The sequence below is a fragment of the Pseudomonas sp. PDM25 genome (assembly GCF_019219045.1).
Classification (GTDB): domain Bacteria; phylum Pseudomonadota; class Gammaproteobacteria; order Pseudomonadales; family Pseudomonadaceae; genus Aquipseudomonas.
In genome coordinates this window covers 115,676-137,567 of record NZ_JAHUWL010000017.1, presented here as the reverse complement: position 1 = coordinate 137,567, position 21,892 = coordinate 115,676, and the positions used below count along the sequence as shown (strand labels likewise).

The window sequence follows — 21,892 nt, the reverse complement described above, 5'->3', positions numbered from 1 at the left end:
TCCGAGTCAATCAAGCAAAAACGCACGATATTAGTGCAGAGAAGTACAGTTGCCTCAATTTAGACCAGTACACCACCCATTAACAGTTAACTGGTACCTCACAATACAGGTGAACTGTATCTAGAGAGACTGGCCAAACGAGAGGATCATTGGCATCAGTTAAACCACTACCTAATCCCGCCATAAGCGGAAGGATGTCAACCATGGAACGTACACTCAGTTCCGAGCTGTTTTTCGAAGACAACGCTGTAAAAACCCAGGCTTCCACGCCTTTTCGCGTTCTCGCCAACCTGATGCTGTGGCAGCGCCGCATCTCCAGCCGCCATCAACTGGCTCGTCTGGATTCGCGTCTGCTGGCTGACGCAGGGATTAGCGAAGCACAACGCTACGAAGAGCTGAGCAAGCCGTTCTGGCGCTAAGTTAGCGTCGCTGGCTCTGACCCACCGGGTCCACCGCCAGCACTCCAAATTGAAAAAACAAAGCCCGTCGTGGGAAACCACGACGGGCTTTGTCGTTTTGGACCCTCAACATGGGTCATACAGTAGAGACTCCGCGCAACAGGTACAGTTTTAATATTTACAAAACTGAGCCAGTACAATTTCAATGCAGTGTGTCTGTTGCGGCAGAGCGGACGGGATCACCATGAAATCCCGAACTGCCAGCAAAAGGACCGCGCCATGAATCATTTACTGGATGTTTCCGTTTCCACGCCTCAATCAACACCTCGTTTCCTTTGGTTTCGTAGATGGCTGAGGGGTGTTGCCAACAACCTGGAAAGGGCCCGAACCCGGCGTTTACTGGGCCAACTTGATGACCGGCAACTCTCGGACCTGAACATCAGCCACGCGGATCGCCTCAACGAATTGGACAAACCATTCTGGCGTTAACTTCCTGCTTGAACAGACGGGACTGTGCGAACCGATACTCATAGGCCTAATATCCAGATGAAACGTGGCGAACGCTGCATGATAGGCGTCTGACTCAACAGACACTGCGCCACCTCTCAATCGGTTTCCAAAGGAGTTTCACCATGTCCCGTCTTCGTCTGCTCAGCGCTGCAGCCCTGCTTGCCGTGGCCGCCAATTCCCACGCCACCAGCTTTATCGTAACCACCGATACCGTCGTCAACGCGCTCAAGGCCACGTCCGATGCGACCTCCGATGTCACTTCGTCCTTTCGTGATGACAAAATCGTACGCGCCGCCCGTGACGACGCCGCCAGCTTTGTGGCCAGTGAAGGCGCGATTCGCGGCGTGAAACTGGAAAGCGCACTCGACCATATTCGTCACCAGGCACCTCAGCTGAACGCGACTGACGCACAACTGGCGCAAGCCATACTGACTATCTAAGCGTCATCACTGACGTGGGACACGCCCGTCGTGTCCCAATGTTTCGGCGCTGGCTCTAGACCGGGCGTTGCGCTAGCCTTGCGACTTGCCTTCAGCTATCGAGTCTCATGCGTTTTCTTTCAAGTCTGCTGATCTCTCCGCTTTTCGTGGCAGCCTGCTGGGTGGGCTCGGTCCATGCCTATGACGCCTTCAATCTGTCTACACAAGGCATCGTGGCTACCGGCTACGCCACAAGCATGGTGACCTCCGCCCCCTTCGACCGTAAGCTGCTAGTCGCGGCACATGATGACGCTGCGGCGTTCATCGCCAGTGACGGCCAACTGCGAGGAGCACAATTGGAGTCCGCCCTGAATTATCTGCGCCGCACCCAGCCAAAACTTCATGCAAGCGACCTTGAACTGGCGCAGGCAATTCTCGTCCAATAGTTATCCTTGTTCTTGCGGAGTCGTTCCATGCGTAGCCCACTGATTGCTGCCACCCTAGGCCTGTTGTTGCTGGCCGATGTGGCCCAGGCGCAAACCCTGGTAGCCACCAGTAACATTCTCATCAACGCCACCCGGCGCACCCTTGATTTCACTTCCGATACCACGACGTCCATTCGTGACTCGAAGATCGTCCGTGAAGCTCATGACGATGCAGCCAGTTTCGTCGCCAGCGATGGCGATATTCGTGGCGCGCACCTGGAAGCGGCCTTCAACACGTTGCGCACCCGCGTACCGGAAGCCCGCGACGCCAGTGATCAGGTTCTCGCCGAAGCCATCCTCGCACTGTGAGGTCGCCAGGCGCCTGGCTGTTGGCCGGGGTCATGTTGCTGCTCGGCAACACGGCCCAGGCTGACTTGCAATTAAGGCTTAAAACCGAAGGCCTCAGCCCCGCTCAACAGCAGGCCAGTCAGGCGCTGCTCGATGAAGCCATGCAGGCGCTGCCACCGCGGTTCATCGAGCAACTCGACCGACGCATCGACGTCGGCTGGACCGATGACATGCCGAGCAATGCTTACGGCCAGGCGTCGCTGGTGTCCGAGCTCGACCTGAACCGCAACCTGCTTGCCAGCCTCACTGACGGCAGCGCCGCGACCAAAAAGACTTATCGTCCCCATGGCACCGTCCGCCGCGAAATGCTTGCCACGGTGTTGCACGAACTCACCCACATTTATGACCGCTCGCGCCTCTGGCCAGACGCGGAGCGCAGGCTGATTCAACGCTGCACCCGGCGCAACAGCAGCTCGGGGCTGGTTGGTATCCCGGATCAATGCCGCGGCCAGTCCGACCGACGCTTTACGCTCAGCGACGACCCGCACCTGCTCGACCTCGCCGGCTGGCCACAGTATGTCGGCCGTCGTGGCGAACGCGAACAGTACAACCGGCAAATTGCCCGCAGCCCGGATATCTACGAGACGAGCAGCCCCAAAGAATTCGTCGCGGTCAACATGGAATATTTCCTTCTCGACCCCTCCTATGCCTGTCGCCGTCCTGCGTTGTACCGCTACTACAAAGAACATTTCGGCTGGGCGCCCGCCGCTAAAGACACCTGCGGCAAAACCTTCTCCTTCCTCAATGCTGGCAATGATTTCGCCAAAACACCACTGGGCCAGGTCGATCCGGAACGGGTCTACGCCGTCGACTATCTGCTGGCAGAAGCCAACCAGAACTGGGTCAGCCGCTGGGGTCACAGCATGTTGCGGCTGGTGATCTGCGCACCCGGCCGCCCCCGCGGGCCGGATTGTCGACTGGACCTGGATCAGCACCTGGTTTTGTCCTACCGCGCCTTCGTCGGTGACGTGCAGCTGTCGAGTTGGGACGGATTGGTGGGCAAATATCCATCACGCCTGTTTGTCCTGCCGCTGGCCCAGGTAATCGACGAATACACCAAGACCGAACTGCGCAGCCTGGCCTCGGTGCCGCTGAACCTGTCGCGCAGCGAGATCGAAGACGTGGTGGAACATGCCGCCGAAATGCACTGGAGTTACGACGGCAACTACTTCTTCCTGTCCAATAACTGCGCTGTAGAGGGCCTGAAGTTACTGCGTAGCAGCACCAACAATACAAAACTGGTCGGGTTGGACAGCATCATGCCCAACGGTTTGCTGGAAGTGCTCAAGGGCCGCGGACTGGCGGACACCAGCGTGCTGGATGATCCCCGCGAAGCGCTGCGCCTGGGCTATCGATTCGACTCCTTCCGCGATCGTTATCAAGCGATGTTCGAAGTGCTGAAGAAGCACTTGCCGATCAAGCAGGAAAAGGTCGAAGACTGGCTCGCATTGAAAGCTGAAGAGCGTCGGCAATGGATCGACCAAGCCGATTTGCGCACCAGCGCGGCCTTGCTGTTATTGGAGCAGGCAGCCTTCCGCCAACAATTGGTGCTGGCCCAGGACGAAGTAAAGCAGCGCTATCTGGGCGCCCGGGAATTGAAGAACGGCAGCATGGACAAGGCCAATGCAACTTTGCAGCAAATTCTTGCCAACAGCGGCTTCCTCAGCCGTCCGGCGGAGCTGCTCGGCACCGGTGGTTATGGATTGCCGCAGCCGAGTGAGTGGCAGCGCCTGGAATCGGAAAGCAGCCTGCGGCAGAAACAGCTTCAGGCACTGACAGGCGATCTGGACAAAGAGGTGAGAGCGCTGCTCGAACCGAGTCGTGCGGCGGAGATAGCCGCCAATGAAGCCAACGTGAAACAGGTGGGCGAGCATCTGAGAAAGCTGCACAAAGCGTCGGGTGGATTGGAGCTGCCCTGATAGAAACTCCGCAGGACTTGTAGCAGCTGGCGCAGCCAGCAAAAAGGGCTTCAGAACGCAGTCCTGAAGCCCTCGGTCTTGCTGTTTAGTCTGTACCGCGAGGCTCTAATTCCTCTGTATCAGGAACTTTACCTTCAGCTGACGCGGGCTTTACGCACGCCGTCTGCCAGCGCCGAGCAAAGACTCAACACGCCATCAACTGCCTGATCCGGCGTCGACGCATTGGCGATGTGATCGATCAACGCCGACCCCACCACCACGCCATCAGCCAGACGCGCGATGGACGCCGCTTGCTCCGGTGTACGAATGCCGAAACCGATGCTGATCGGCAAATCGGTGTGGCGGCGCAGACGCGCAACCGCTTCTTCAACGTGTTCCAGCGTCGCCGCACCCGCACCGGTCACACCGGCGACAGACACGTAATAGACGAAGCCCGAGCTGCCGTTCAGGACGGTCGGCAGGCGCACATCATCGGTCGTCGGGGTGGTCAGACGGATGAAGTCCAGACCGGCAGCCTGGGCCGGGTCGCACAGTTCGCCATTATGCTCGGGTGGCAGGTCGACCACGATCAAGCCGTCAACACCGGCTTCTTTGGCGTCGGCAATGAAACGCGGCACGCCATACATGTGAATCGGGTTGAAGTAACCCATCAGCACCAGCGGCGTCTCGGTGTTGCCTTCACGGAACTCGCGAACCATTTGCAGGGTTTTCGCCAGGTTCTGCTTGGCGCCGAGGGCGCGGATGTTGGCCAACTGGATTGCCGGGCCATCGGCCATTGGATCGGTGAAGGGCATGCCCAACTCGATCACGTCGGCACCCGCGCCGGGCAAGCCTTTGAGGATCGCCAGCGAGGTGTCATAGCTCGGATCGCCAGCGGTCACGAAGGTCACCAGGGCGGCACGATTCTGTTCCTTGAGTTCGGCAAAACGCGTTTGCAGGCGGCTCATCAGTGTTTCTCCTGCTTCGATTGCTCTTGTTGAGAGTGTTCCATGTGGTGCATCACGGTTTGCATGTCTTTGTCGCCACGACCGGACAGGTTGACCACCATCAGGTGATCTTTTGGCAGGGTCGGTGCGCGCTTGAACACTTCGGCCAGGGCATGAGCGCTTTCCAGTGCAGGAATAATCCCTTCCAGGCGGCAGCATTTGTGGAATGCGTCGAGGGCTTCGTCGTCGGTTACCGAGGTGTATTGAACGCGACCGATGTCATGCAACCAGGCATGTTCCGGGCCGATGCCTGGATAGTCGAGGCCGGCAGAGATCGAGTGAGCGTCGATGATCTGGCCATCGTCGTCCTGCAACAGGAAGGTACGGTTGCCGTGCAGTACGCCCGGTACGCCGCCGTTCAGGCTGGCTGCGTGTTTACCGGTTTCGATGCCGTAACCTGCCGCTTCAACGCCGATAATCTCGACACTCTTGTCGTCGAGGAACGGGTGAAACAGGCCCATGGCGTTGGAACCACCACCGATGCACGCCACCAGGCTGTCCGGCAGACGGCCTTCCTGGTCTTGCAATTGAGTACGGGTTTCTTTGCCGATAACGGACTGGAAGTCGCGAACCATCGCCGGATAAGGGTGCGGGCCGGCCACAGTGCCGATCAGGTAGAAGGTGCTGTCGACGTTGGTCACCCAGTCACGCAGGGCTTCGTTCATCGCGTCTTTCAGGGTGCCGGTACCGGCCACGACCGGGATCACTTCGGCGCCCAGCAGCTTCATGCGAAATACGTTGGCCTGCTGACGTTCGATGTCAGTGGTGCCCATGTAGATCACGCAATCAAGGCCGAAACGTGCAGCCACGGTGGCGGTCGCCACGCCGTGCATGCCAGCGCCGGTCTCGGCGATGATGCGTTTCTTGCCCATGCGTCGCGCCAGCAGGATCTGGCCGATGCAGTTATTGATCTTGTGCGCGCCGGTGTGGTTCAGCTCTTCGCGCTTGAGGTAAATCTTCGCGCCGCCGCAGAACTCTGTCAGACGTTCGGCAAAATACAGTGGGCTTGGACGACCTACGTAGTCGCGCTGGAAGTAGGCCAATTCTTCTTTGAATGCAGGATCATCCTTGGCCAATTCGTATTCACGGGCCAGATCGAGGATCAACGGCATCAGGGTTTCGGCGACGTAACGGCCGCCGAACGCGCCAAACAGGCCGTTGGCGTCGGGGCCGTTGCGCAGATTAGTCTGGGTCATGGGTCGCTCCAGTTGAATGCGTGGAATGAGGCTTTTGAAGAGAGAGTGGGCTTAACTCTACCCCTGACGCCGCAGCCTGAAAACCGATAAGATCGCCACAACATGTCAGGAAAACTCACAGATATCATGAGCCATGACCTTCCCCCGTTGAACGCCCTTCGGGCCTTCGAAGCGACTGCCCGCCTGAACAGCGTCAGCAAGGCCGCCGAACTGCTGCACGTCACCCATGGTGCGGTCAGCCGGCAACTCAAGGTGCTTGAAGAACACTTGGGCGTAAGCCTGTTCATCAAGGACGGACGCGGCCTTAAACTCACAGATGCCGGCATTCGTTTGCGCGATGCCAGCGGGGAGGCGTTCGAGCGTTTACGGACTGTTTGTGCAGAGCTGACCCAAAGCACCGCCGATGCACCGTTCGTACTGGGTTGCTCGGGCAGCTTGTTGGCACGCTGGTTTATTCCCAGGTTGGGACGGTTGAATACCGACCTGCCGGACCTGCGCCTGCACCTGTCGGCTGGCGAGGGTGATCTCGATCCACGTCGCCCGGGACTGGACGCCTTGCTGGTGTTTGCCGAGCCACCGTGGCCAGCGGACATGCAAGTCTATGAGTTGGCGAGCGAACGGATCGGCCCGGTCATGAGCCCACGATTCGCCGGCTACGAACGTCTGCAAAACGCACCAGCCGCAGCGCTGCTGAGCGAGCCATTGCTGCACACCACCTCACGCCCGCAGGCCTGGCCAAGCTGGGCACAGCAAAGTGACCTCGACGCCAAAGCATTGAAGTACGGACAGGGTTTCGAGCATTTGTATTATTTGCTGGAGGCCGCAGTGGCCGGCCTGGGTGTAGCGATTGCGCCCGAGCCGCTGGTGGCCGAGGACTTGAAGGCTGGTCGCCTGGCTGCGCCTTGGGGCTTCAGTGAAACCCCGGCGCAACTGGCGTTGTGGCTACCCAAGCGCGCCGCGGACGGGCGCGCTCGGCAACTGGCGCAGTGGCTCAAAAACGAGCTGCGCCAGACGGATTAGTCACCGCGTTTGAACAGCAGATAAGCCGCGAGCAGACCCAATGCACCGACAGCCACACCCGCTGTCGTCCAAGGGTGTTCCTGGGCGTAGTCCCGGGTGGCAATCCCGGTTTCACGGGTTTTGACTTTGACTTCTTCGTACGCATCGCTGAGCAGATGGCGCGAATGCTTCAGCGCGTTCTCGGCGTTGCTTTTCAAGGCTTTAAGGGTTTTACGCGACTCGTCCGAGGCGTCGTCCTTCAGGTTTTCCAAAGACTTCAGCAGACTCTCGATTTCGGCTTCCATGCTTTGCAATGAGGCTTTACGTAAAGAGGTGTTGGCCATGGTGGCTCTCCTGCATTGATTGAGTTGCGTGTGTTGGTTGGGACTTCAGGGGTTCGAGAAAGTGCAGTAAATCTGAACGTCCACTTCGGATTGGTGACAGAAGTAATACGAAAAATCACTGCTAGGCTGTATTTCACACCCTGAGGAGAACGCCATGACTGACCATCACACCTACAAGAAAGTCGAACTCGTCGGTTCGTCCACCAGCAGCATTGAAGACGCCATCAACAATGCACTGGCCGAGGCCAGCAAAAGCCTCAAATATATGGAATGGTTTGAAGTGACCGAAACCCGCGGGCACATCAAGGACGGTAAGGCAGCGCACTTTCAGGTGACGCTCAAAGTCGGGTTCCGGATTGCCAGTAGCTGAGTTTGGGCTAATCTTCTGAGCCTGCGCGCTGGCCGAGCGCCATAGGGAATGGCAAAGCGCTACATATTTACATCCGGCTGATTGCTGGGTGCCCCCTATTGATCCGACCAGGGAATGCGACCCGATGAAGCATTTTATGTTAGCGGTAGGTTTGTTGATTTTTGCGGGAACAGCCCTGGCTCAGGGCAAGTCGTGCGAAGAGTTGAAAGCCGAAATCACAGCGAAACTTGATGCCAAGGGCATTGCTAATTATTCACTGGAAATCGTTGATAAAGGCACTGCTGCCGGTGGGAAAGTCGTCGGCACCTGTGAAAAAGGCTCCAAGCAAATCGTCTACAAGAAGGGCTGACCTCCCTCGAAAATGAAAAAACCGACGCAATGACGTCGGCTTTTTTGGGCTCGCGGTTTGAGCGTCAGCCCTTCATGACCTGGGCCAGCAGCTCATAGGAGTGCACGCGATCGGTATGTTCGTACAGGTCGCAGGTAAAAATCAGCTCGTCTGCCTGGGTCTGCTCGATCAGCACTTCCAGTTTGGCGCGGATTTTCTGCGCACTGCCAACCATCGCCAGGCCAAGGAAATCGCCGACGGCTTCTTTTTCATGAGGCAGCCACAGGCCGTCCATGGTTTTTACCGGCGGACGTTGCACCAGGCTCTGGCCACGCATCAACGCCAGGATGCGCTGATAGACCGAGGTCGCCAGATAATCGGCCTGCTCGTCGGTGTCTGCAGCCACCAACGGCACACCGAGCATCACGTAGGGCTTATCCAATACCGCTGAAGGCTTGAAGTGATTGCGGTAGACGCGAATGGCCTCATGCATGAAGCGCGGTGCGAAATGTGAAGCGAAGGCGTAGGGCAATCCCCGTTCACCAGCCAGTTGTGCACTGAACAAGCTGGAGCCCAGCAGCCAGACCGGGACATTGGTGCCGGTGCCTGGCATTGCGATGATCCGTTGGTCCGGGGTGCGCGGGCCGAGGTAGCGCATCAGTTCCGCCACGTCTTCCGGGAAATCGTCGGCGCTGCCGGAGCGTTCACGACGCAAGGCGCGGGCGGTCATCTGATCGGAACCGGGGGCACGGCCCAGGCCCAGGTCGATCCGGCCCGGGTACAGACTTTCGAGCGTGCCGAACTGCTCGGCGATCACCAGCGGCGCGTGGTTTGGCAGCATCACACCGCCCGAGCCAACACGAATGGTCGAGGTGCCGCCCGCCAGGTAGCCAAGCAGTACCGAAGTCGCCGAACTGGCAATGCCGTCCATGTTGTGGTGTTCGGCAACCCAGAAACGGTTGTAGCCGAATTTTTCGACGTGCTGCGCCAAGTCCAGGGAATTGCGCAGCGACTGGGCCGCGCTGCCGTTCTCCCGCACGGGCACCAGATCGAGGGTCGAGAACTTGATATCGGACAGTCGTTTCATAAGCCTGCTTCTCCAATTGAGGGCGCAGGTTTTTCTTACAAACGAAAACCTGCCGAATCTATAAGCGTGATTCATGCAATGAGGGCATATACCCGAGTTTCAATAGCAGGGGCAAAATTCCTACCTGATTTGAAGAAAGATCAGATGAGGTGAACTTTGCGGCGCGGTCTATCCTCAGAACCCTAGCAACCGAAAACCACAAAGGCGCGACGCTTCGCGCCGGATCTTGAGGAGGCATTCATGGCTATCACAAAGAAAGCATCGGCTCATTGGGAAGGTGATCTGAAAACCGGCATCGGCTCGATTTCCACGGAAACCGGTGTCCTCAGAGAAGCGCCTTACGGCTTCAAGGCCCGCTTCGAGGGCGGCAAGGGCACCAATCCGGAAGAGTTGATCGGCGCAGCGCACGCGGGCTGCTTCTCCATGGCGTTTTCGATGATTCTCGGCGATGCCGGCCTCAAGGCTGACAGCATCGATACCCATGCCGAAGTCACCCTGGACCAGGTGGACGGCGGATTCGCGATCACAGCAGTGAAACTGATCCTCAAAGCGAAGATTCCTGGGGCGACTCAGGCTCAATTTGAGGAACTGAGCAATAAAGCCAAAGAAGGCTGCCCGGTTTCCAAAGTGCTGAATGCGAAAATCAGTCTGGATGCAACATTGGTCAGCTGATAGCGGGTTATCGCAATCCCCGATAAAAGATCGCAGCCTCAGCGGGCTGCGATCTTTTTTGCCCTGAAACAAACAGGGCCAGCGAAATTGTGGTCGAATAAATGACAGCAGCTAACGCACATTACTCTGCACGCTGCCTCAAAGGAGCTTCAACCATGAAACGTTTTGCCTTGGCGGTTATCTGTTGCGCGCTGGCCACATCGGCCCTGGCGGCAACGAAATCCTGTGAAGAACTCAAGGCCGAGATTGAAGCCAAGATCCAGGCCAATAACGTCTCGTCCTACACGCTGGAAATCGTCACCAACGACGAAGTACACGACCAGAACATGGTCGTCGGCTCGTGCGAAGGCGGCACGAAGAAAATCATCTACCAGAAGAACGACCGCTGATTCACCTCACATGAGGCAATAGGACTCTCGATCTTCAGCGACAATCTCCCGCTTGGCGTTATACAGCCGGGCACCGGGAGTAAACGCTATCGACTGACCTACCAGCACATAACGTTGGCCGGCTTCGAAATGATCGTAGTTGATGGTCAGGTAGCACAAGCGTTCCGTGGGGCCGTTCATCATGCTCAGCCCCCCACCACCGGGCACTTCAAAATCGAATCGAACAATCAGCTCATGGCTACCGGGGGTGACCTGGAAAAAACGCCCGTCGCGCAACCGCTGATTGTCCAGGCGTTCGGCCATCAGCAATTTATCGTTAGGGAATGGCGTAGAAAACTCGACCCAGGCCATCTGCGGATTAACCGCTGGCAACGGGCTCTGGCAGCCAGCAACGATGCTTGCAGCAAGTAATAGCGTGAACCTGCGCATGATGATTTTCTCAAGGACTCGTCCTTTAGAATAACGCCGATCAGGTGCGTTGGCAGCCTGCCGGTACACCTTGGCCAATCACTTTTCGCTGCTGATCATAGAGCTTTGCCCACGGCCGAAAGCCGATATTTCCTGCTTTCAGCTGATACCGCTCGCCGGCGTTGAAGTCGTTGAATTTCACGTTTAGCTGGCAGTCACGCCATAGCGGCTCGGCGTCTGGTCCGATGTTGGTGGGTGCGACCGGGAATTGGTAACGGACCGTCAACTGATGGCTACCCGGCTGAACCTCGAAATAGCGTTTGTCGGTGGCGGCCTTGTCATCGACTTCCAGCGCTTGCAGCGCCGTGTCTTCCTGCTTCGAATCCAGGTCGATCCACGCTTGAGCCGGATCATGGGGGGGTAATCCGAATCCAGCACAACCTGTCAGCATCAACAGGCTTCCTGTCAGCATCAACGTGCGCATAGCGGAGCTCCAGTCAGGCGGGATAGTCTTGCGGGCAGACTCTCCAAGGATGATTCATTTTGATCAGGCCGCTTCCAAGCCTTGGGTTACTTGATCGCGTTTTACGCATTTTGTTTCCGGGTGTGCTGTTTTTGTTTCTCAACGGTTGCGCCGGCATTAGCTATTACGGCCAATTGGCCAGTGGTCAGCTGCAATTGCTGCGGGTACGCGAGCCAGTTTCCAGAGTGATTGCCGATCCCGGTCGCGATCAACTATTGCGTGCGCACCTGATTCAATCGCAAAAGGCACGCACGTTCGCCAGCCAACAGCTGCATCTGCCGGATAACCAGAGTTACCGTTTGTACGCCGACATTGGCCGACCGTTCGTAGTCTGGAACGTGTTTGCCACGCCGGAATTTTCCCTGACACCACAGAACCATTGCTTCCCGATCGCCGGTTGCGTCGCCTATCGCGGTTATTACAGTCAGAGCGCGGCCCGCGGTGAAGCTGCGTTGCAACGATTACAAGGTATGGACGTGTCGATCGGTGGCATCGAGGCTTATTCGACGCTCGGCTGGTTCAACGATCCGATTATCAGTTCGATGATGGCCTGGGGTGACGAACGATTGGCCACGCTGATCTTCCATGAGCTGGCGCATCAACGCTTTTATGTGAAGGACGACACCGAGTTCAATGAGTCTTTCGCCACCTTCGTCGAACAGGAGGGCACCCGCCAATGGCGTGCATTCCGTGGCTTGGCACCGGACAGCGGCGCGCAGGTGCAGCAACGGGATCAGTTCATTCAATTGGTTCTGGATACCCGCACGCGACTCGAACGGCTGTACACCCTGCCCCTGCCCGCCGACCAGATGCGCCAGCGCAAAGCCGACGAGTTCGAACGATTGCGCGGTGAATACCGCCAGCTGCGCGACAGCCGATGGGCCGGGGACAAACGCTATGACGCGTGGATCAATGCGCCGATGAACAATGCCCGGCTGTTGCCATTTGGGTTGTACGACCAATGGGTGCCGGCGTTTGCGGCGTTGTTCAGACAAGAGGCTGGGGATTGGGTGAAGTTTTATGCGGCAGTCGAGAAGCTTGGTGCGTTGCCGGCGGGTGAGCGCAAGGTGGCGTTGAAGGCTTTGGCGGGATCATAAAGTTTCAGTGGCTGAACGAGCCCCTTCGCGGGCAAGCCCGCTCCCACAGGATCTGTGTCGTACACATTTTTCGTATACGACACGGATCCTGTGGGAGCGGGCTTGCCCGCGAAAGCAATTTCATTAGCGCTGCAAAAACGCCTGATGCATCTCTTCCAGCGTCTCGAAGTGATAAGTCGGGGCTTCTGCGCTCAACTCTTCCCGGCTGCCAAAACCATAACCAACAGCCGCTGCATCCAGCCCGTTACTGCGCGCACCGATCAGGTCGTGTTTACGGTCGCCGATCATCAGGGTGCTGGTCGGGTCCAGGCCTTCTTCAGCCATCAAGTGGGCGATCAGCTCGACTTTGTTGGTCCGGGTTCCATCCAGTTCGCTGCCATATATCACCTTGAAGTGCTTGGCGAAGTCGAAGTGCCGGGCAATTTCCCGGGCAAAAATCCACGGTTTGGACGTCGCGATGTACAGCTGTCGCCCTTGGCCGCCGAGGGTTTCCAACAATGGTGTGACGCCGTCGAATACGCGGTTCTCATACAGGCCGGTGACCTTGAAGCGTTCGCGATAGAAGTTCACCGCGTCCCAGGCCTTGGGCTCGTCGAAGTCGTAGAACTGCATGAACGCCTGCAACAACGGCGGACCGATGAAGTGTTCAAGTTTGGTCAGGTCGGGCTCATCGATGCCCAGTTTGCTCAAGGCGAACTGGATCGAACGGGTGATGCCCTCGCGCGGATCGGTCAGGGTGCCATCAAGGTCGAACAATACGGTTTGGTAATGCATGTTGAATCCTGAATAAGGGCGCAGGGTCAGAGCTGGTCGTAGCCTTCTGCCAAGTGCAAATTCTTGAGCTTCACGTAGTTCGCCGCGCTGTAGGTGAAAAAGGCTTTTTCCTTGTCAGTCAGTGGCCGGACCTGCTTCACCGGGCTGCCCACATAAAGGAAGCCGCTTTCCAGGCATTTGCCCGGTGGCACCAGACTGCCGGCGCCAATGATCACATCGTCGTCGACCACCGCACCGTCCATGACGATGCTGCCCATGCCGATCAGAATCCGACTGCCCACGGTGCAGCCGTGGAGCATGACTTTATGCGCGATGGTCACATCGTCACCGATCAGCAACGCAAAGCCATCGGGATTGAACGGCCCGGCGTGGGTGATGTGCAGCACACAGCCGTCCTGCACGCTGGTGCGCGCGCCAATACGGATGCGGTGCATGTCGCCACGAATCACCGTCAGCGGCCAGACCGAGCTGTCTTCGCCGATTTCAACGTCGCCGATCACCACCGCCGAACCGTCGACAAAGGCGCCTTTGCCCAGTAGCGGCGTATGGTTCTGATACTTGCGAAGGGTCACGATAGGGTTTCTCTCTGTTGCTGATAGCTGCGGTGAGCGTCGATTGTAATTAAGATGGCGCAATGTTTCTTCCAGCCAAGGTGCCAACCGTGAGCGTGAACAACCCTCTTTTGCAGTCCTACGACCTGCCGCCGTTCTCGGCGATCCGTGCCGAACACGTGCAACCGGCTATTGAACAGATCCTGGCTGACAACCGCGCCGCCATTATCGAGATCCTCAAAACCCAGGGCAAACAACCGACCTGGGCCGGCCTGGTGCTGGCGATGGACGAACTGAATGATCGTCTGGGCGCCGCCTGGAGCCCGGTCAGCCACCTGAATGCCGTGTGCAATAGCGCCGAATTGCGCGAAGCCTACGAGTCCTGCCTGCCGGCCTTGAGTGCCTACTCCACCGAATTGGGCCAGAACCGCGAGTTGTTCGAGGCGTTTGAAGCGCTGGCGAACAGTCCCGAAGCTGCCGGTTTCGAGGTGGCGCAGAAAACTATCCTGGAACACTCCCTGCGCGACTTCCGTCTGTCGGGTATTGACCTGCCGGAAGCCGAACAAAAGCGTTACGCCGAAGTACAGAGCAAATTGTCGGAGCTGGGCAGCCGCTTCTCCAACCAACTGCTCGATGCCACTCAGGCCTGGACCAAGCATGTTACCGATGAAGCCACCCTCGCCGGCCTGACCGATTCGGCCAAGGCGCAAATGGCCGCGGCGGCACAGGCCAAAGGCCTGGAAGGCTTTCTGATCACCCTGGAATTCCCGAGCTACTACGCGGTGATGACCTACGCCCAGGACCGCGCCCTGCGCGAAGAGGTCTACGCCGCCTACTGCACCCGAGCGTCGGACCAAGGCCCGAATGCCGGTCAGAACGATAACGGTCCGGTCATGGAAGAAATCCTCGACCTGCGTCAGGAACTGGCGAAGCTGCTCGGTTTCGCTAGTTTCTCGGAGTTGAGCCTGGCCACCAAAATGGCCGAATCCAGCGATCAGGTGCTGAGTTTCCTGCGCGATCTGGCCAAGCGCAGCAAGCCGTTCGCTGCCCAGGATCTGGAACAGCTCAAGGCGTACGCCGCCGAACAAGGCTGCCCGGACCTGCAAAGCTGGGACAGCGGTTTCTACGGTGAAAAGCTTCGCGAGCAGCGCTACAGCGTCGCCCAGGAAGCCCTTCGCGCTTACTTCCCGATCGACAAAGTGCTGGGCGGTCTGTTCGCTATCGTTCAGCGCCTGTACGGCATCGAAATCGCCGAACTGAAAGGCTTCGACACCTGGCACCCGGATGTTCGCCTGTTCGAAATCAAGGAAAACGGCCAGCACGTCGGCCGTTTCTTCTTCGACCTCTACGCCCGCGCCAACAAGCGTGGCGGTGCCTGGATGGACGGCGCCCGTGACCGTCGCCGCACGATCAGCGGCGTACTGCAAAGTCCGGTGGCGAACCTGGTGTGCAACTTCACCCCGGCCGACAGCGGCAAGCCAGCGCTGCTGACCCACGATGAAGTGACCACCCTGTTCCACGAATTCGGTCACGGCCTGCATCACCTGTTGACCCGCGTTGAACATGCCGGCGTATCCGGCATCAACGGCGTGGCCTGGGATGCGGTCGAGCTGCCAAGCCAGTTCATGGAGAACTGGTGCTGGGAGCCGGAAGGTCTGGCGCTGATCTCCGGTCATTACGAAACCGGCGAACCGCTGCCTCAGGACCTGCTGGGGAAAATGCTCGCCGCCAAAAACTTCCAGTCCGGTCTGATGATGGTCCGTCAGCTGGAGTTCTCGCTGTTCGACTTCGACCTGCACGCCACCCACGGTGACGGCCGTAGCGTGGCGCAGGTACTTGAAGCTGTGCGGGACGAGGTGTCGGTCATGCGTCCACCCGCCTACAACCGCTTCCCTAACAGCTTCGCCCACATCTTCGCCGGCGGTTATGCGGCGGGCTACTACAGCTACAAATGGGCTGAAGTGCTGTCGGCGGATGCCTTCTCGAAGTTCGAAGAAGAAGGCGTACTCAACGCCGAGACCGGCCGCGCCTTCCGCGAAGCGATCCTGGCGCGCGGTGGTTCCCAGGAACCGATGGTGCTGTTCGTCGACTTCCGCGGACGTCCGCCGTCGATTGACGCACTCTTGCGCCACAGCGGCCTGAGTGAGGTCGCGGCAGCATGAGCGAGGGTCCTGTGATCACGAAAAAACGCTTTATCGCCGGGGCAGTCTGCCCGGCCTGCAGCGAGCCGGACAAGTTGATGATGTGGAACGAAGACGAAGTCCCACATCGTGAGTGCGTGGCCTGCGGTTATTCCGACACGCTGAATGAACAAGGCCTGTCCGTGCCCAAGGAATTGGGCACGCGGGTCAACACTTCGGCGCTGAAGGTTCCGGACGCCAAGGTTCAGGCTGTACAGTTTTTCCCGAACCCGAAGCTGAAGAAAAAGCCTGACGAGCAACACTGAGCCAACACCACCTTCCACTCCTGAACGGATTGGAAGGTGGTATCTATCTACCACCTTTCCCCTGCGCTTCCTTTATAGGCTGACCACATTCAGCCTCTACCCAAGGAAGACGCCATGCCCGACACCAATCCGCTTTTGCAGGCCTGGGACCTGCCGCCCTGGTCGGAGGTCCGCACCGAACACCTCGTGCCGGCAATCACAGCCATCATTACCGACAACCGGCAGGTCATTGCCGAAACCATCCTCAGCCAATCCGTACTTCCCAATTGGGATGATCTGGTTCTGGCCATCGATGAAATCGATGCGCGCCTGAACGAGGCTTTGGGCATCATCCAGATCCTGTCGATGGCGAAACACAACGATACGGCCTGGAACACGGCAGCTGCTGCATGCAACGACGCAGGGGCGCAGTACCGATCCGAAAGATTGAGCAATCGTCCGTTGTTTGAGGCATACCGGCGACTGGCGAACAGTTCGATCGCCCTCAATTTCGACGAGCCGCGCAAGGCTGCGCTGGCCAAGATTCTGCGCAAATTTCAATTGGCGGGAATCGAATTGCCCCTGGCGCAACGGGAAAAGCTGGCCCGGTTGAACCTCGACATTGACCGGCTCGAAGAGCTGTTTGTCATCCATCTGAAAAGCGCCAACGCGGCCTGGACCAAGCACGTCGATGACGTTGCGGTTCTGGAAGGTTTATACCCCACCGTAAAAAATCGTCTGAGACACCTGGCCAAAGAAGCAGGACATGAAGGCTGGCTGATTCCCCTGGATGAAAACACCTGCCAGCAAATCATGAAGTACGCCGAAAATCGGGCATTGCGAGAAGAGTATTTCGTGGCGTACTCCACGCGCGCGTCCGATCAAGGCCCGCATGCCGACGAGTTCGATAATGATCCTGTACTGACGTTGCTGCTTTCGCTGCGCCACCAGAAAGCCGAACTGCTAGGTTTCGATAATTTCGCGCAACTGCGTCTGGCCACAGCAGCGGCCAAGTCCACCGATCAAGTTCGCCGTTTTCTGCGTCGGCAAGTGACATTGAACACACCGTCACTTGCACGGGATACAAAGGAGCTACAAGCGTTTGCACTCGAACGGGGCATCTCTGAAGTACACGCCTGGGACCACGAGTTTCTCGCTGAACAACTGCGCCACCATCGCTTCCCTGACGCCCTGAAGAATCTGCGCGATTATTTTCCCCTGGACGGTACCTTGCGACGATTCTGCCTGTTCTGCGAACGCCTGTTCGGGATCCGGATCCTCGAGCAGGCTGAGTTCAGTCGCTGGCATAACGACGTGCGCCTGTTTGAGATCAGCGAGCATGGTCAGACCATTGGGCATATTTATCTTGACCCGTACCACCGCAAGGAAGCCCCGGATTACGCCTGGACCGGCACACTGCGAAACCGACGAAGAAACGCCGAAGGCCGCGTAGCGCTACCGATTGCCGATCTTCACTGCAACTTCACGCCGGGGGTCGACGGCCATCCGTGCCTGCTTGAGCACCAGGATCTGCGGGTGCTTTTTCATGAATGGGGTCATTGCCTGCAACACGTGCTGACGAGTTCGCCGCATCACAACCTTTCCGGCATTTCCCAACTGGGGCGCGATACGGCGGAGTTCGCAGGGCAAGTATTCGAGCAGTGGTGCCTGTCACGGGAGTTTCTGTTATGGCTGGGGGCCCACCACCAAAGCGGTGAACGCTTGACCGAGGCGCGGGTAGACGCGGCACTGGCAGCCCTCGACACCCAGACCAGCCGACAAGCCGCACTCTTGCTGACGGGTGCAATGTTCGATTTCGAAGTGCACCGCAGCCAAGGCGATGGTCGTAGCACCCAGCAAGTATTCGAAGACGTTCAGCAGGAGGTTCCCCACGTGCAACTGCCGTCTTATTGTCGCTTCGCAAACAGCTTCGACTACATGGTGACCGGTTACGCAGCCTCCGTTTACGCCTACACGTGGTCAGGCGTACTGGCCATCGAAGCCTTCAAGCGATTCCGTCAGGATTGGGTCTTCAACGCGCAAACAGGACGAGCCTTTCGCGAGGCGTTTTTTTCTCCGGGCGATTCGCGCTCCTTGCTCACCGCCCTGGAAGCATTTCTTGATCGGCCGGTCGCCGAAGATCTGTTCGCGTTTTCGTCAGAGACCGTTACCCGCTGAGGCAACGGTTTACTCGACGTGGGCCGATTTGAACCAGCTCTTCATCGAACAACTGGCGAACGGGCTCGTGCTGCAATCGCCGTTGGCCAGCGCGGTGCGGAGCTTGTCGACATCGGCCTGCATCATGTAACGGATGCCGTCCTTGAAATGAGTGCTGTCACCAAAGCCGCCCTGAGTCATTTCGTTCAGGGCGTCTTCCTTGCTCCAGCCCTGCACCACAACCCGGTACATAGCCGCCATCAGGCCAGTGCGGTCGGAACCATGTTTGCAGTGCATCAGCACCGGTCCCTTGGCTTCGGCAGTCTGGATCGCGCGAAGGGCTTTGAGTACATCCGCGTCATCCACATGGTTGGTACGGTAGGGCAGCTGTATTTGTGCAATTCCTGGCGTCGACAACCAGCTTGAATCCGACTCGGGCAGGAACGTGATCACCGTCCCGACCTTGAGTTTTTCCAGTAACGGCACAGCGCCTCTGTCGGGCAACGCACTACGATAGAGCGTCGGGGACATTTTAAAGAGGTTGTACTGCACCTCGACCGATTGAGCCCACTCCGCAGGTCGGGGCAATGCACTGTCGTCGGCAAGGGCCACCGTCAGGTTTAAAAGTGCGGCCAGCGACAGGCAGATCGCTGGGATACAACGCGATAGAGACATGCTCGGGGTGACCGTTCAGGAGAATTGGGAAGATGATGCCGAGCTTCCCCCTCGAGCAGTCAAAGGCCTGTGAGCCGTCTGTCAAAGAATCGTGAATCAGCCGATCGCTTTCGTCGCAAAGCCGAGGTTTTTCAGCTGAATCGGTTCATCTTTATGCTTAGCCTGCTACCATTTGTTTCTCCATATTACCGATGCGCCCTATTGCTCCCCGCTTGCTGGCGATCTTCATCGGTGCCAAAACGAAAAGTCGCCCTGCGAGACGGCTGAAAAACCGCTATGCCTGATGAGGTGCCCCCCCTATGTCCGATCAAGATCGAGACAACCCGCGGCGTGAGTTTTTGCGCAAATCCCTGACCTTGATCCCGGTGGTCACCGTTGCCAGCACCGGTCTGGGCAGCACGGTCCTGATGGCCGCGCCCGAAGCAGCCCCGACCAGTTCCGGCAAAGCGCCGGTCGCCACCAGCACCTATGAACCCAGCTACTTCACCACCGAAGAATGGACGTTCATCAAAGCGGCTGTCGCGCAGCTGATTCCGAGCGATGCCCAAGGGCCCGGCGCCCTGGAAGCCGGTGTGCCCGAATACATCGACCGTCAGATGAACACGCCTTACGCGGCCGGCGCGCTGTGGTTCATGCAGGGACCGTTCAACGCAGACGCCGCTCCGGAAATGGGCTGGCAGAGCAAATTGGTGCCCAAAGAGATTTATCGTCTGGGCATCGCCGCGACGGATGCTTGGTCGAAAACGCTCAACGGTAAAGTATTTGCTGAGCAAGACAGCGCTACCCGAGACGATTTGCTCAAGCAACTCGAGGCCGGAAAACCTCAGTTCGACAGCGTCCCAGCGAAGATTTTCTTCAACCTGCTGCTGCAAAACACCAAAGAAGGGTTTTTCTGCGACCCGATTCATGGCGGCAATAAAGGCATGGTCGGCTGGACCATGATCGGCTTCCCCGGCGCCCGCGCCGATTTCATGGATTGGGTGGAACGCAACGAGCAATACCCCTTCCCGGCAGTTTCGATTCGCGGCGAGAGGGCGTAAGCATGGCAACGGTAATGAAGAAGGTCGACGCAGTGATCGTCGGTTTTGGCTGGACGGGCGCGATCATGGCCAAGGAGCTGACAGAAGCCGGCCTGAATGTGCTGGCGCTGGAGCGCGGGCCGATGCAGGACACTTACCCCGATGGCAACTATCCACAGGTGATCGACGAACTCACCTACAGCGTGCGGAAAAAACTCTTCCAGGACATTTCCAAGGAGACCGTGACCATTCGCCATAGCGTGCATGACATCGCGCTGCCGAACCGCCAACTGGGCGCCTTCCTGCCCGGCAATGGTGTCGGTGGCGCCGGTTTGCACTGGTCCGGCGTGCACTTTCGGGTCGACCCGATCGAGTTGCGCATGCGCAGTCACTATGAAGAACGCTACGGCAAAAGCTTCATCCCCAAGGACATGACTATCCAGGACTTTGGCGTCAGCTATGAAGAGCTGGAACCGTTTTTCGATTACGCCGAGAAGGTCTTCGGTACGTCGGGTCAAGCCTGGACGGTGAAGGGTCAATTGGTCGGCGAACGCAAGGGCGGCAATCCATACGCGCCGGATCGTTCGAATCATTTCCCGCTGGAATCGCAAAAGAACACTGTTTCCGCACAGCTGTTTCAGAAAGCGGCCACAGCAGTGGGTTACAAACCCTACAACCTGCCCTCTGCCAATACGTCAGGCCCCTACACCAACCCTTACGGCGCACAGATGGGGCCGTGCAACTTCTGCGGTTTTTGCAGCGGCTATGTCTGTTACATGTATTCCAAGGCATCGCCGAACGTAAACATTCTGCCGGCGCTCAAACCGCTGCCCAATTTCGAGCTGCGGCCCAACTCCCACGTACTGCGGGTCAATCTCGACAGCACCAAGAGCAAGGCGACAGGCGTCACCTACATCGATGGCCAGGGCCGGGAAATCGAGCAGCCGGCAGATCTGGTGATCCTCGGTGCCTTCCAGTTCCACAATGTGCGGCTGATGTTGCTTTCGGGCATCGGCAAGCCGTATGACCCGATCAGCGGCGAAGGCGTGGTCGGCAAGAACTTCGCCTACCAGAACATGGCCACCATCAAGGCCTACTTCGACAAAGAAACCCACACCAATAACTTTATTGGTGCCGGCGGTAACGGCGTGGCGGTGGACGACTTCAACGCCGACAACTTCGATCACGGTCCCCATGGCTTCGTCGGCGGCTCGCCGATGTGGGTCAACCAGGCCGGCAGCCGACCGATCGCAGGCACCTCCAACCCGCCAGGCACCCCGGCCTGGGGCAGTGCCTGGAAACGTGCCACCGCCGATTACTACACCCATCAAGTGTCGATGGATGCCCACGGCGCGCATCAATCCTACCGTGGCAACTACCTCGATCTGGACCCGGTGTACCGCGATGCCTACGGCTTGCCGCTATTGCGGATGACCTTCGACTGGCAGGAAAACGACATCAAGATGAACCGCTTCATGGTCGAGAAAATGGGCAAGATCGCCGAAGCAATGAGCCCCAAGGCCATCGCCGTACTGGGCAAGAAGGTGGGCGATCACTTCAACACCGCGTCTTACCAGACCACCCACCTCAACGGTGGCGCGATCATGGGCACCGACCCGAAAACCAGCGCTCTGAACCGTTATTTGCAGAGCTGGGACGTACACAACGTTTTCGTCCCCGGAGCGTCAGCTTTCCCACAAGGTCTGGGCTACAACCCTACCGGCCTGGTAGCAGCGTTGACCTACTGGTCGGCCCGGGCGATCCGCGAGCAGTACCTGAAAAACCCCGGCCCGCTGGTTCAGGCTTAAGGAGC

General features: G+C 58.2%; 26 protein-coding genes. 17 read left to right on the top strand and 9 right to left on the bottom strand.

Going from position 1 to position 21,892, the window contains the following annotated elements; translation table 11 throughout:
- The first annotated feature begins 203 nt into the window (after positions 1 to 203).
- The 6 genes from KW848_RS26265 to KW848_RS26240 all read left to right on the top strand — a co-directional run bounded on the left by KW848_RS26265 (position 204) and on the right by KW848_RS26240 (position 4,079).
- A complete protein-coding gene (locus tag KW848_RS26265) occupies positions 204 to 419 on the top strand; it encodes a DUF1127 domain-containing protein (protein WP_111448093.1) in 216 nt (71 codons plus the stop codon).
- 258 nt (positions 420 to 677) lie between these two features.
- Complete coding sequence (locus KW848_RS26260) at positions 678 to 887, top strand: DUF1127 domain-containing protein (protein WP_218538509.1); 210 nt, start codon at positions 678 to 680, stop codon at positions 885 to 887.
- Between the two features lie 143 nt (positions 888 to 1,030).
- On the top strand, positions 1,031 to 1,348 hold the full coding sequence (locus KW848_RS26255; RefSeq protein WP_129439586.1) for a DUF2388 domain-containing protein: 318 nt from the start codon (positions 1,031 to 1,033) through the stop codon (positions 1,346 to 1,348).
- A 107-nt stretch (positions 1,349 to 1,455) separates the two neighbouring features.
- Complete coding sequence (locus tag KW848_RS26250; protein ID WP_111448096.1) at positions 1,456 to 1,773, top strand: DUF2388 domain-containing protein; 318 nt, start codon at positions 1,456 to 1,458, stop codon at positions 1,771 to 1,773.
- A gap of 27 nt (positions 1,774 to 1,800) precedes the next feature.
- Complete coding sequence (locus tag KW848_RS26245; protein ID WP_008154459.1) at positions 1,801 to 2,121, top strand: DUF2388 domain-containing protein; 321 nt, start codon at positions 1,801 to 1,803, stop codon at positions 2,119 to 2,121.
- Positions 2,118 to 4,079 (top strand): DUF4105 domain-containing protein, encoded by a 1,962-nt coding sequence (locus KW848_RS26240; protein WP_192408644.1) that lies wholly within the window; start codon positions 2,118 to 2,120, stop codon positions 4,077 to 4,079. The genes KW848_RS26245 and KW848_RS26240 overlap by 4 nt, the downstream gene beginning before the upstream one ends.
- A 134-nt stretch (positions 4,080 to 4,213) precedes the next feature.
- Here KW848_RS26240 and trpA read toward each other — a convergent pair whose 3' ends face one another.
- A complete protein-coding gene (gene trpA, locus KW848_RS26235; RefSeq protein ID WP_008152530.1) occupies positions 4,214 to 5,026 on the bottom strand; it encodes a tryptophan synthase subunit alpha in 813 nt (270 codons plus the stop codon).
- Positions 5,026 to 6,261, bottom strand: coding sequence for a tryptophan synthase subunit beta (trpB, locus tag KW848_RS26230; protein WP_111448099.1), 1,236 nt, complete (start codon positions 6,259 to 6,261; stop codon positions 5,026 to 5,028). The genes trpA and trpB overlap by 1 nt, the downstream gene beginning before the upstream one ends.
- A 126-nt stretch (positions 6,262 to 6,387) precedes the next feature.
- Between trpB and KW848_RS26225 the strand changes: the two genes are divergently transcribed.
- Complete coding sequence (locus tag KW848_RS26225) at positions 6,388 to 7,281, top strand: LysR family transcriptional regulator (protein WP_218538508.1); 894 nt, start codon at positions 6,388 to 6,390, stop codon at positions 7,279 to 7,281.
- Here KW848_RS26225 and KW848_RS26220 read toward each other — a convergent pair.
- Complete coding sequence (locus KW848_RS26220; RefSeq protein WP_008152522.1) at positions 7,278 to 7,604, bottom strand: YqjD family protein; 327 nt, start codon at positions 7,602 to 7,604, stop codon at positions 7,278 to 7,280. The two genes, KW848_RS26225 and KW848_RS26220, sit on opposite strands and share 4 nt — an antisense overlap.
- Positions 7,605 to 7,758: 154 nt before the next feature.
- On the opposite strand from KW848_RS26220, the gene KW848_RS26215 reads away from it, so the two are divergent.
- The gene (locus tag KW848_RS26215) at positions 7,759 to 7,974 is read left to right on the top strand and encodes a dodecin (protein ID WP_008027736.1); all 216 of its coding nucleotides are present in this window, start codon (positions 7,759 to 7,761) and stop codon (positions 7,972 to 7,974) included.
- Positions 7,975 to 8,098: 124 nt separating this feature from the next.
- On the top strand, positions 8,099 to 8,323 hold the full coding sequence (locus KW848_RS26210; RefSeq protein ID WP_218538507.1) for a DUF1161 domain-containing protein: 225 nt from the start codon (positions 8,099 to 8,101) through the stop codon (positions 8,321 to 8,323).
- A 64-nt stretch (positions 8,324 to 8,387) separates the two neighbouring features.
- On the opposite strand, the gene KW848_RS26205 is transcribed toward KW848_RS26210, so the two are convergent.
- Positions 8,388 to 9,389, bottom strand: a complete 1,002-nt coding sequence (locus KW848_RS26205) for an LLM class flavin-dependent oxidoreductase (protein WP_111448102.1) — start codon at positions 9,387 to 9,389, stop codon at positions 8,388 to 8,390.
- A 240-nt stretch (positions 9,390 to 9,629) separates the two neighbouring features.
- On the opposite strand from KW848_RS26205, the gene KW848_RS26200 reads away from it, so the two are divergent.
- Complete coding sequence (locus KW848_RS26200; RefSeq protein WP_218538506.1) at positions 9,630 to 10,061, top strand: OsmC family protein; 432 nt, start codon at positions 9,630 to 9,632, stop codon at positions 10,059 to 10,061.
- A gap of 155 nt (positions 10,062 to 10,216) precedes the next feature.
- Complete coding sequence (locus tag KW848_RS26195; protein ID WP_111448103.1) at positions 10,217 to 10,450, top strand: DUF1161 domain-containing protein; 234 nt, start codon at positions 10,217 to 10,219, stop codon at positions 10,448 to 10,450.
- Between the two features lie 6 nt (positions 10,451 to 10,456).
- Here the strand turns inward: KW848_RS26195 and KW848_RS26190 are convergent, their stop codons facing one another.
- A complete protein-coding gene (locus tag KW848_RS26190) occupies positions 10,457 to 10,879 on the bottom strand; it encodes a hypothetical protein (RefSeq protein ID WP_218538505.1) in 423 nt (140 codons plus the stop codon).
- Between the two features lie 40 nt (positions 10,880 to 10,919).
- Entirely contained in the window at positions 10,920 to 11,342 is a 423-nt protein-coding gene (locus KW848_RS26185; RefSeq protein ID WP_111448105.1) for a hypothetical protein, read from the bottom strand.
- 59 nt (positions 11,343 to 11,401) lie between these two features.
- Between KW848_RS26185 and KW848_RS26180 the strand changes: the two genes are divergently transcribed.
- Complete coding sequence (locus KW848_RS26180; protein ID WP_218538504.1) at positions 11,402 to 12,478, top strand: aminopeptidase; 1,077 nt, start codon at positions 11,402 to 11,404, stop codon at positions 12,476 to 12,478.
- Between the two features lie 123 nt (positions 12,479 to 12,601).
- On the opposite strand, the gene KW848_RS26175 is transcribed toward KW848_RS26180, so the two are convergent.
- A complete protein-coding gene (locus KW848_RS26175) occupies positions 12,602 to 13,252 on the bottom strand; it encodes an HAD family hydrolase (protein WP_218538503.1) in 651 nt (216 codons plus the stop codon).
- A 26-nt stretch (positions 13,253 to 13,278) separates the two neighbouring features.
- Positions 13,279 to 13,824, bottom strand: a complete 546-nt coding sequence (locus KW848_RS26170) for a gamma carbonic anhydrase family protein (protein ID WP_218538502.1) — start codon at positions 13,822 to 13,824, stop codon at positions 13,279 to 13,281.
- Positions 13,825 to 13,913: 89 nt separating this feature from the next.
- Here KW848_RS26170 and prlC point away from each other — a divergent pair, with 89 nt between their 5' ends.
- The 3 genes from prlC to KW848_RS26155 all read left to right on the top strand — a co-directional run bounded on the left by prlC (position 13,914) and on the right by KW848_RS26155 (position 18,406).
- Entirely contained in the window at positions 13,914 to 15,965 is a 2,052-nt protein-coding gene (prlC, locus tag KW848_RS26165) for an oligopeptidase A (RefSeq protein ID WP_111448579.1), read from the top strand.
- On the top strand, positions 15,962 to 16,249 hold the full coding sequence (locus tag KW848_RS26160) for a YheV family putative zinc ribbon protein (protein WP_008152496.1): 288 nt from the start codon (positions 15,962 to 15,964) through the stop codon (positions 16,247 to 16,249). The genes prlC and KW848_RS26160 overlap by 4 nt, the downstream gene beginning before the upstream one ends.
- 114 nt (positions 16,250 to 16,363) lie before the next feature.
- Entirely contained in the window at positions 16,364 to 18,406 is a 2,043-nt protein-coding gene (locus KW848_RS26155; protein WP_218538501.1) for a M3 family metallopeptidase, read from the top strand.
- 9 nt (positions 18,407 to 18,415) lie between these two features.
- On the opposite strand, the gene KW848_RS26150 is transcribed toward KW848_RS26155, so the two are convergent.
- Positions 18,416 to 19,060, bottom strand: a complete 645-nt coding sequence (locus KW848_RS26150; protein ID WP_192408666.1) for a tyrosine-protein phosphatase — start codon at positions 19,058 to 19,060, stop codon at positions 18,416 to 18,418.
- Positions 19,061 to 19,359: 299 nt separating this feature from the next.
- Here KW848_RS26150 and KW848_RS26145 point away from each other — a divergent pair, with 299 nt between their 5' ends.
- On the top strand, positions 19,360 to 20,100 hold the full coding sequence (locus tag KW848_RS26145; protein WP_218538500.1) for a gluconate 2-dehydrogenase subunit 3 family protein: 741 nt from the start codon (positions 19,360 to 19,362) through the stop codon (positions 20,098 to 20,100).
- 2 nt (positions 20,101 to 20,102) lie between these two features.
- Positions 20,103 to 21,887 carry a GMC family oxidoreductase gene (locus KW848_RS26140; RefSeq protein WP_218538499.1) on the top strand — a complete coding sequence of 595 codons (1,785 nt, stop codon included), beginning with the start codon at positions 20,103 to 20,105 and terminating at the stop codon, positions 21,885 to 21,887.
- Positions 21,888 to 21,892: the final 5 nt, after the last annotated feature.

What these genes read in the sequence shown, in the direction of transcription:
- KW848_RS26185 (WP_111448105.1), bottom strand. Translation starts at nt 11,342, where the DNA reads ATGCGCACGTTGATGCTGACAGGAAGCCTGTTGATGCTGACAGGTTGT.
- KW848_RS26250 (WP_111448096.1), top strand. Translation starts at nt 1,456, where the DNA reads ATGCGTTTTCTTTCAAGTCTGCTGATCTCTCCGCTTTTCGTGGCAGCC.
- KW848_RS26255 (WP_129439586.1), top strand. Translation starts at nt 1,031, where the DNA reads ATGTCCCGTCTTCGTCTGCTCAGCGCTGCAGCCCTGCTTGCCGTGGCC.
- KW848_RS26225 (WP_218538508.1), top strand. Translation starts at nt 6,388, where the DNA reads ATGAGCCATGACCTTCCCCCGTTGAACGCCCTTCGGGCCTTCGAAGCG.
- KW848_RS26260 (WP_218538509.1), top strand. Translation starts at nt 678, where the DNA reads ATGAATCATTTACTGGATGTTTCCGTTTCCACGCCTCAATCAACACCT.
- trpA (WP_008152530.1), bottom strand. Translation starts at nt 5,026, where the DNA reads ATGAGCCGCCTGCAAACGCGTTTTGCCGAACTCAAGGAACAGAATCGT.
- KW848_RS26140 (WP_218538499.1), top strand. Translation starts at nt 20,103, where the DNA reads ATGGCAACGGTAATGAAGAAGGTCGACGCAGTGATCGTCGGTTTTGGC.
- KW848_RS26175 (WP_218538503.1), bottom strand. Translation starts at nt 13,252, where the DNA reads ATGCATTACCAAACCGTATTGTTCGACCTTGATGGCACCCTGACCGAT.
- trpB (WP_111448099.1), bottom strand. Translation starts at nt 6,261, where the DNA reads ATGACCCAGACTAATCTGCGCAACGGCCCCGACGCCAACGGCCTGTTT.
- KW848_RS26155 (WP_218538501.1), top strand. Translation starts at nt 16,364, where the DNA reads ATGCCCGACACCAATCCGCTTTTGCAGGCCTGGGACCTGCCGCCCTGG.
- KW848_RS26245 (WP_008154459.1), top strand. Translation starts at nt 1,801, where the DNA reads ATGCGTAGCCCACTGATTGCTGCCACCCTAGGCCTGTTGTTGCTGGCC.
- KW848_RS26200 (WP_218538506.1), top strand. Translation starts at nt 9,630, where the DNA reads ATGGCTATCACAAAGAAAGCATCGGCTCATTGGGAAGGTGATCTGAAA.
- KW848_RS26150 (WP_192408666.1), bottom strand. Translation starts at nt 19,060, where the DNA reads ATGTCTCTATCGCGTTGTATCCCAGCGATCTGCCTGTCGCTGGCCGCA.
- KW848_RS26210 (WP_218538507.1), top strand. Translation starts at nt 8,099, where the DNA reads ATGAAGCATTTTATGTTAGCGGTAGGTTTGTTGATTTTTGCGGGAACA.
- KW848_RS26215 (WP_008027736.1), top strand. Translation starts at nt 7,759, where the DNA reads ATGACTGACCATCACACCTACAAGAAAGTCGAACTCGTCGGTTCGTCC.
- KW848_RS26205 (WP_111448102.1), bottom strand. Translation starts at nt 9,389, where the DNA reads ATGAAACGACTGTCCGATATCAAGTTCTCGACCCTCGATCTGGTGCCC.
- KW848_RS26195 (WP_111448103.1), top strand. Translation starts at nt 10,217, where the DNA reads ATGAAACGTTTTGCCTTGGCGGTTATCTGTTGCGCGCTGGCCACATCG.
- KW848_RS26265 (WP_111448093.1), top strand. Translation starts at nt 204, where the DNA reads ATGGAACGTACACTCAGTTCCGAGCTGTTTTTCGAAGACAACGCTGTA.
- KW848_RS26145 (WP_218538500.1), top strand. Translation starts at nt 19,360, where the DNA reads ATGTCCGATCAAGATCGAGACAACCCGCGGCGTGAGTTTTTGCGCAAA.
- KW848_RS26160 (WP_008152496.1), top strand. Translation starts at nt 15,962, where the DNA reads ATGAGCGAGGGTCCTGTGATCACGAAAAAACGCTTTATCGCCGGGGCA.
- KW848_RS26220 (WP_008152522.1), bottom strand. Translation starts at nt 7,604, where the DNA reads ATGGCCAACACCTCTTTACGTAAAGCCTCATTGCAAAGCATGGAAGCC.
- KW848_RS26190 (WP_218538505.1), bottom strand. Translation starts at nt 10,879, where the DNA reads ATGCGCAGGTTCACGCTATTACTTGCTGCAAGCATCGTTGCTGGCTGC.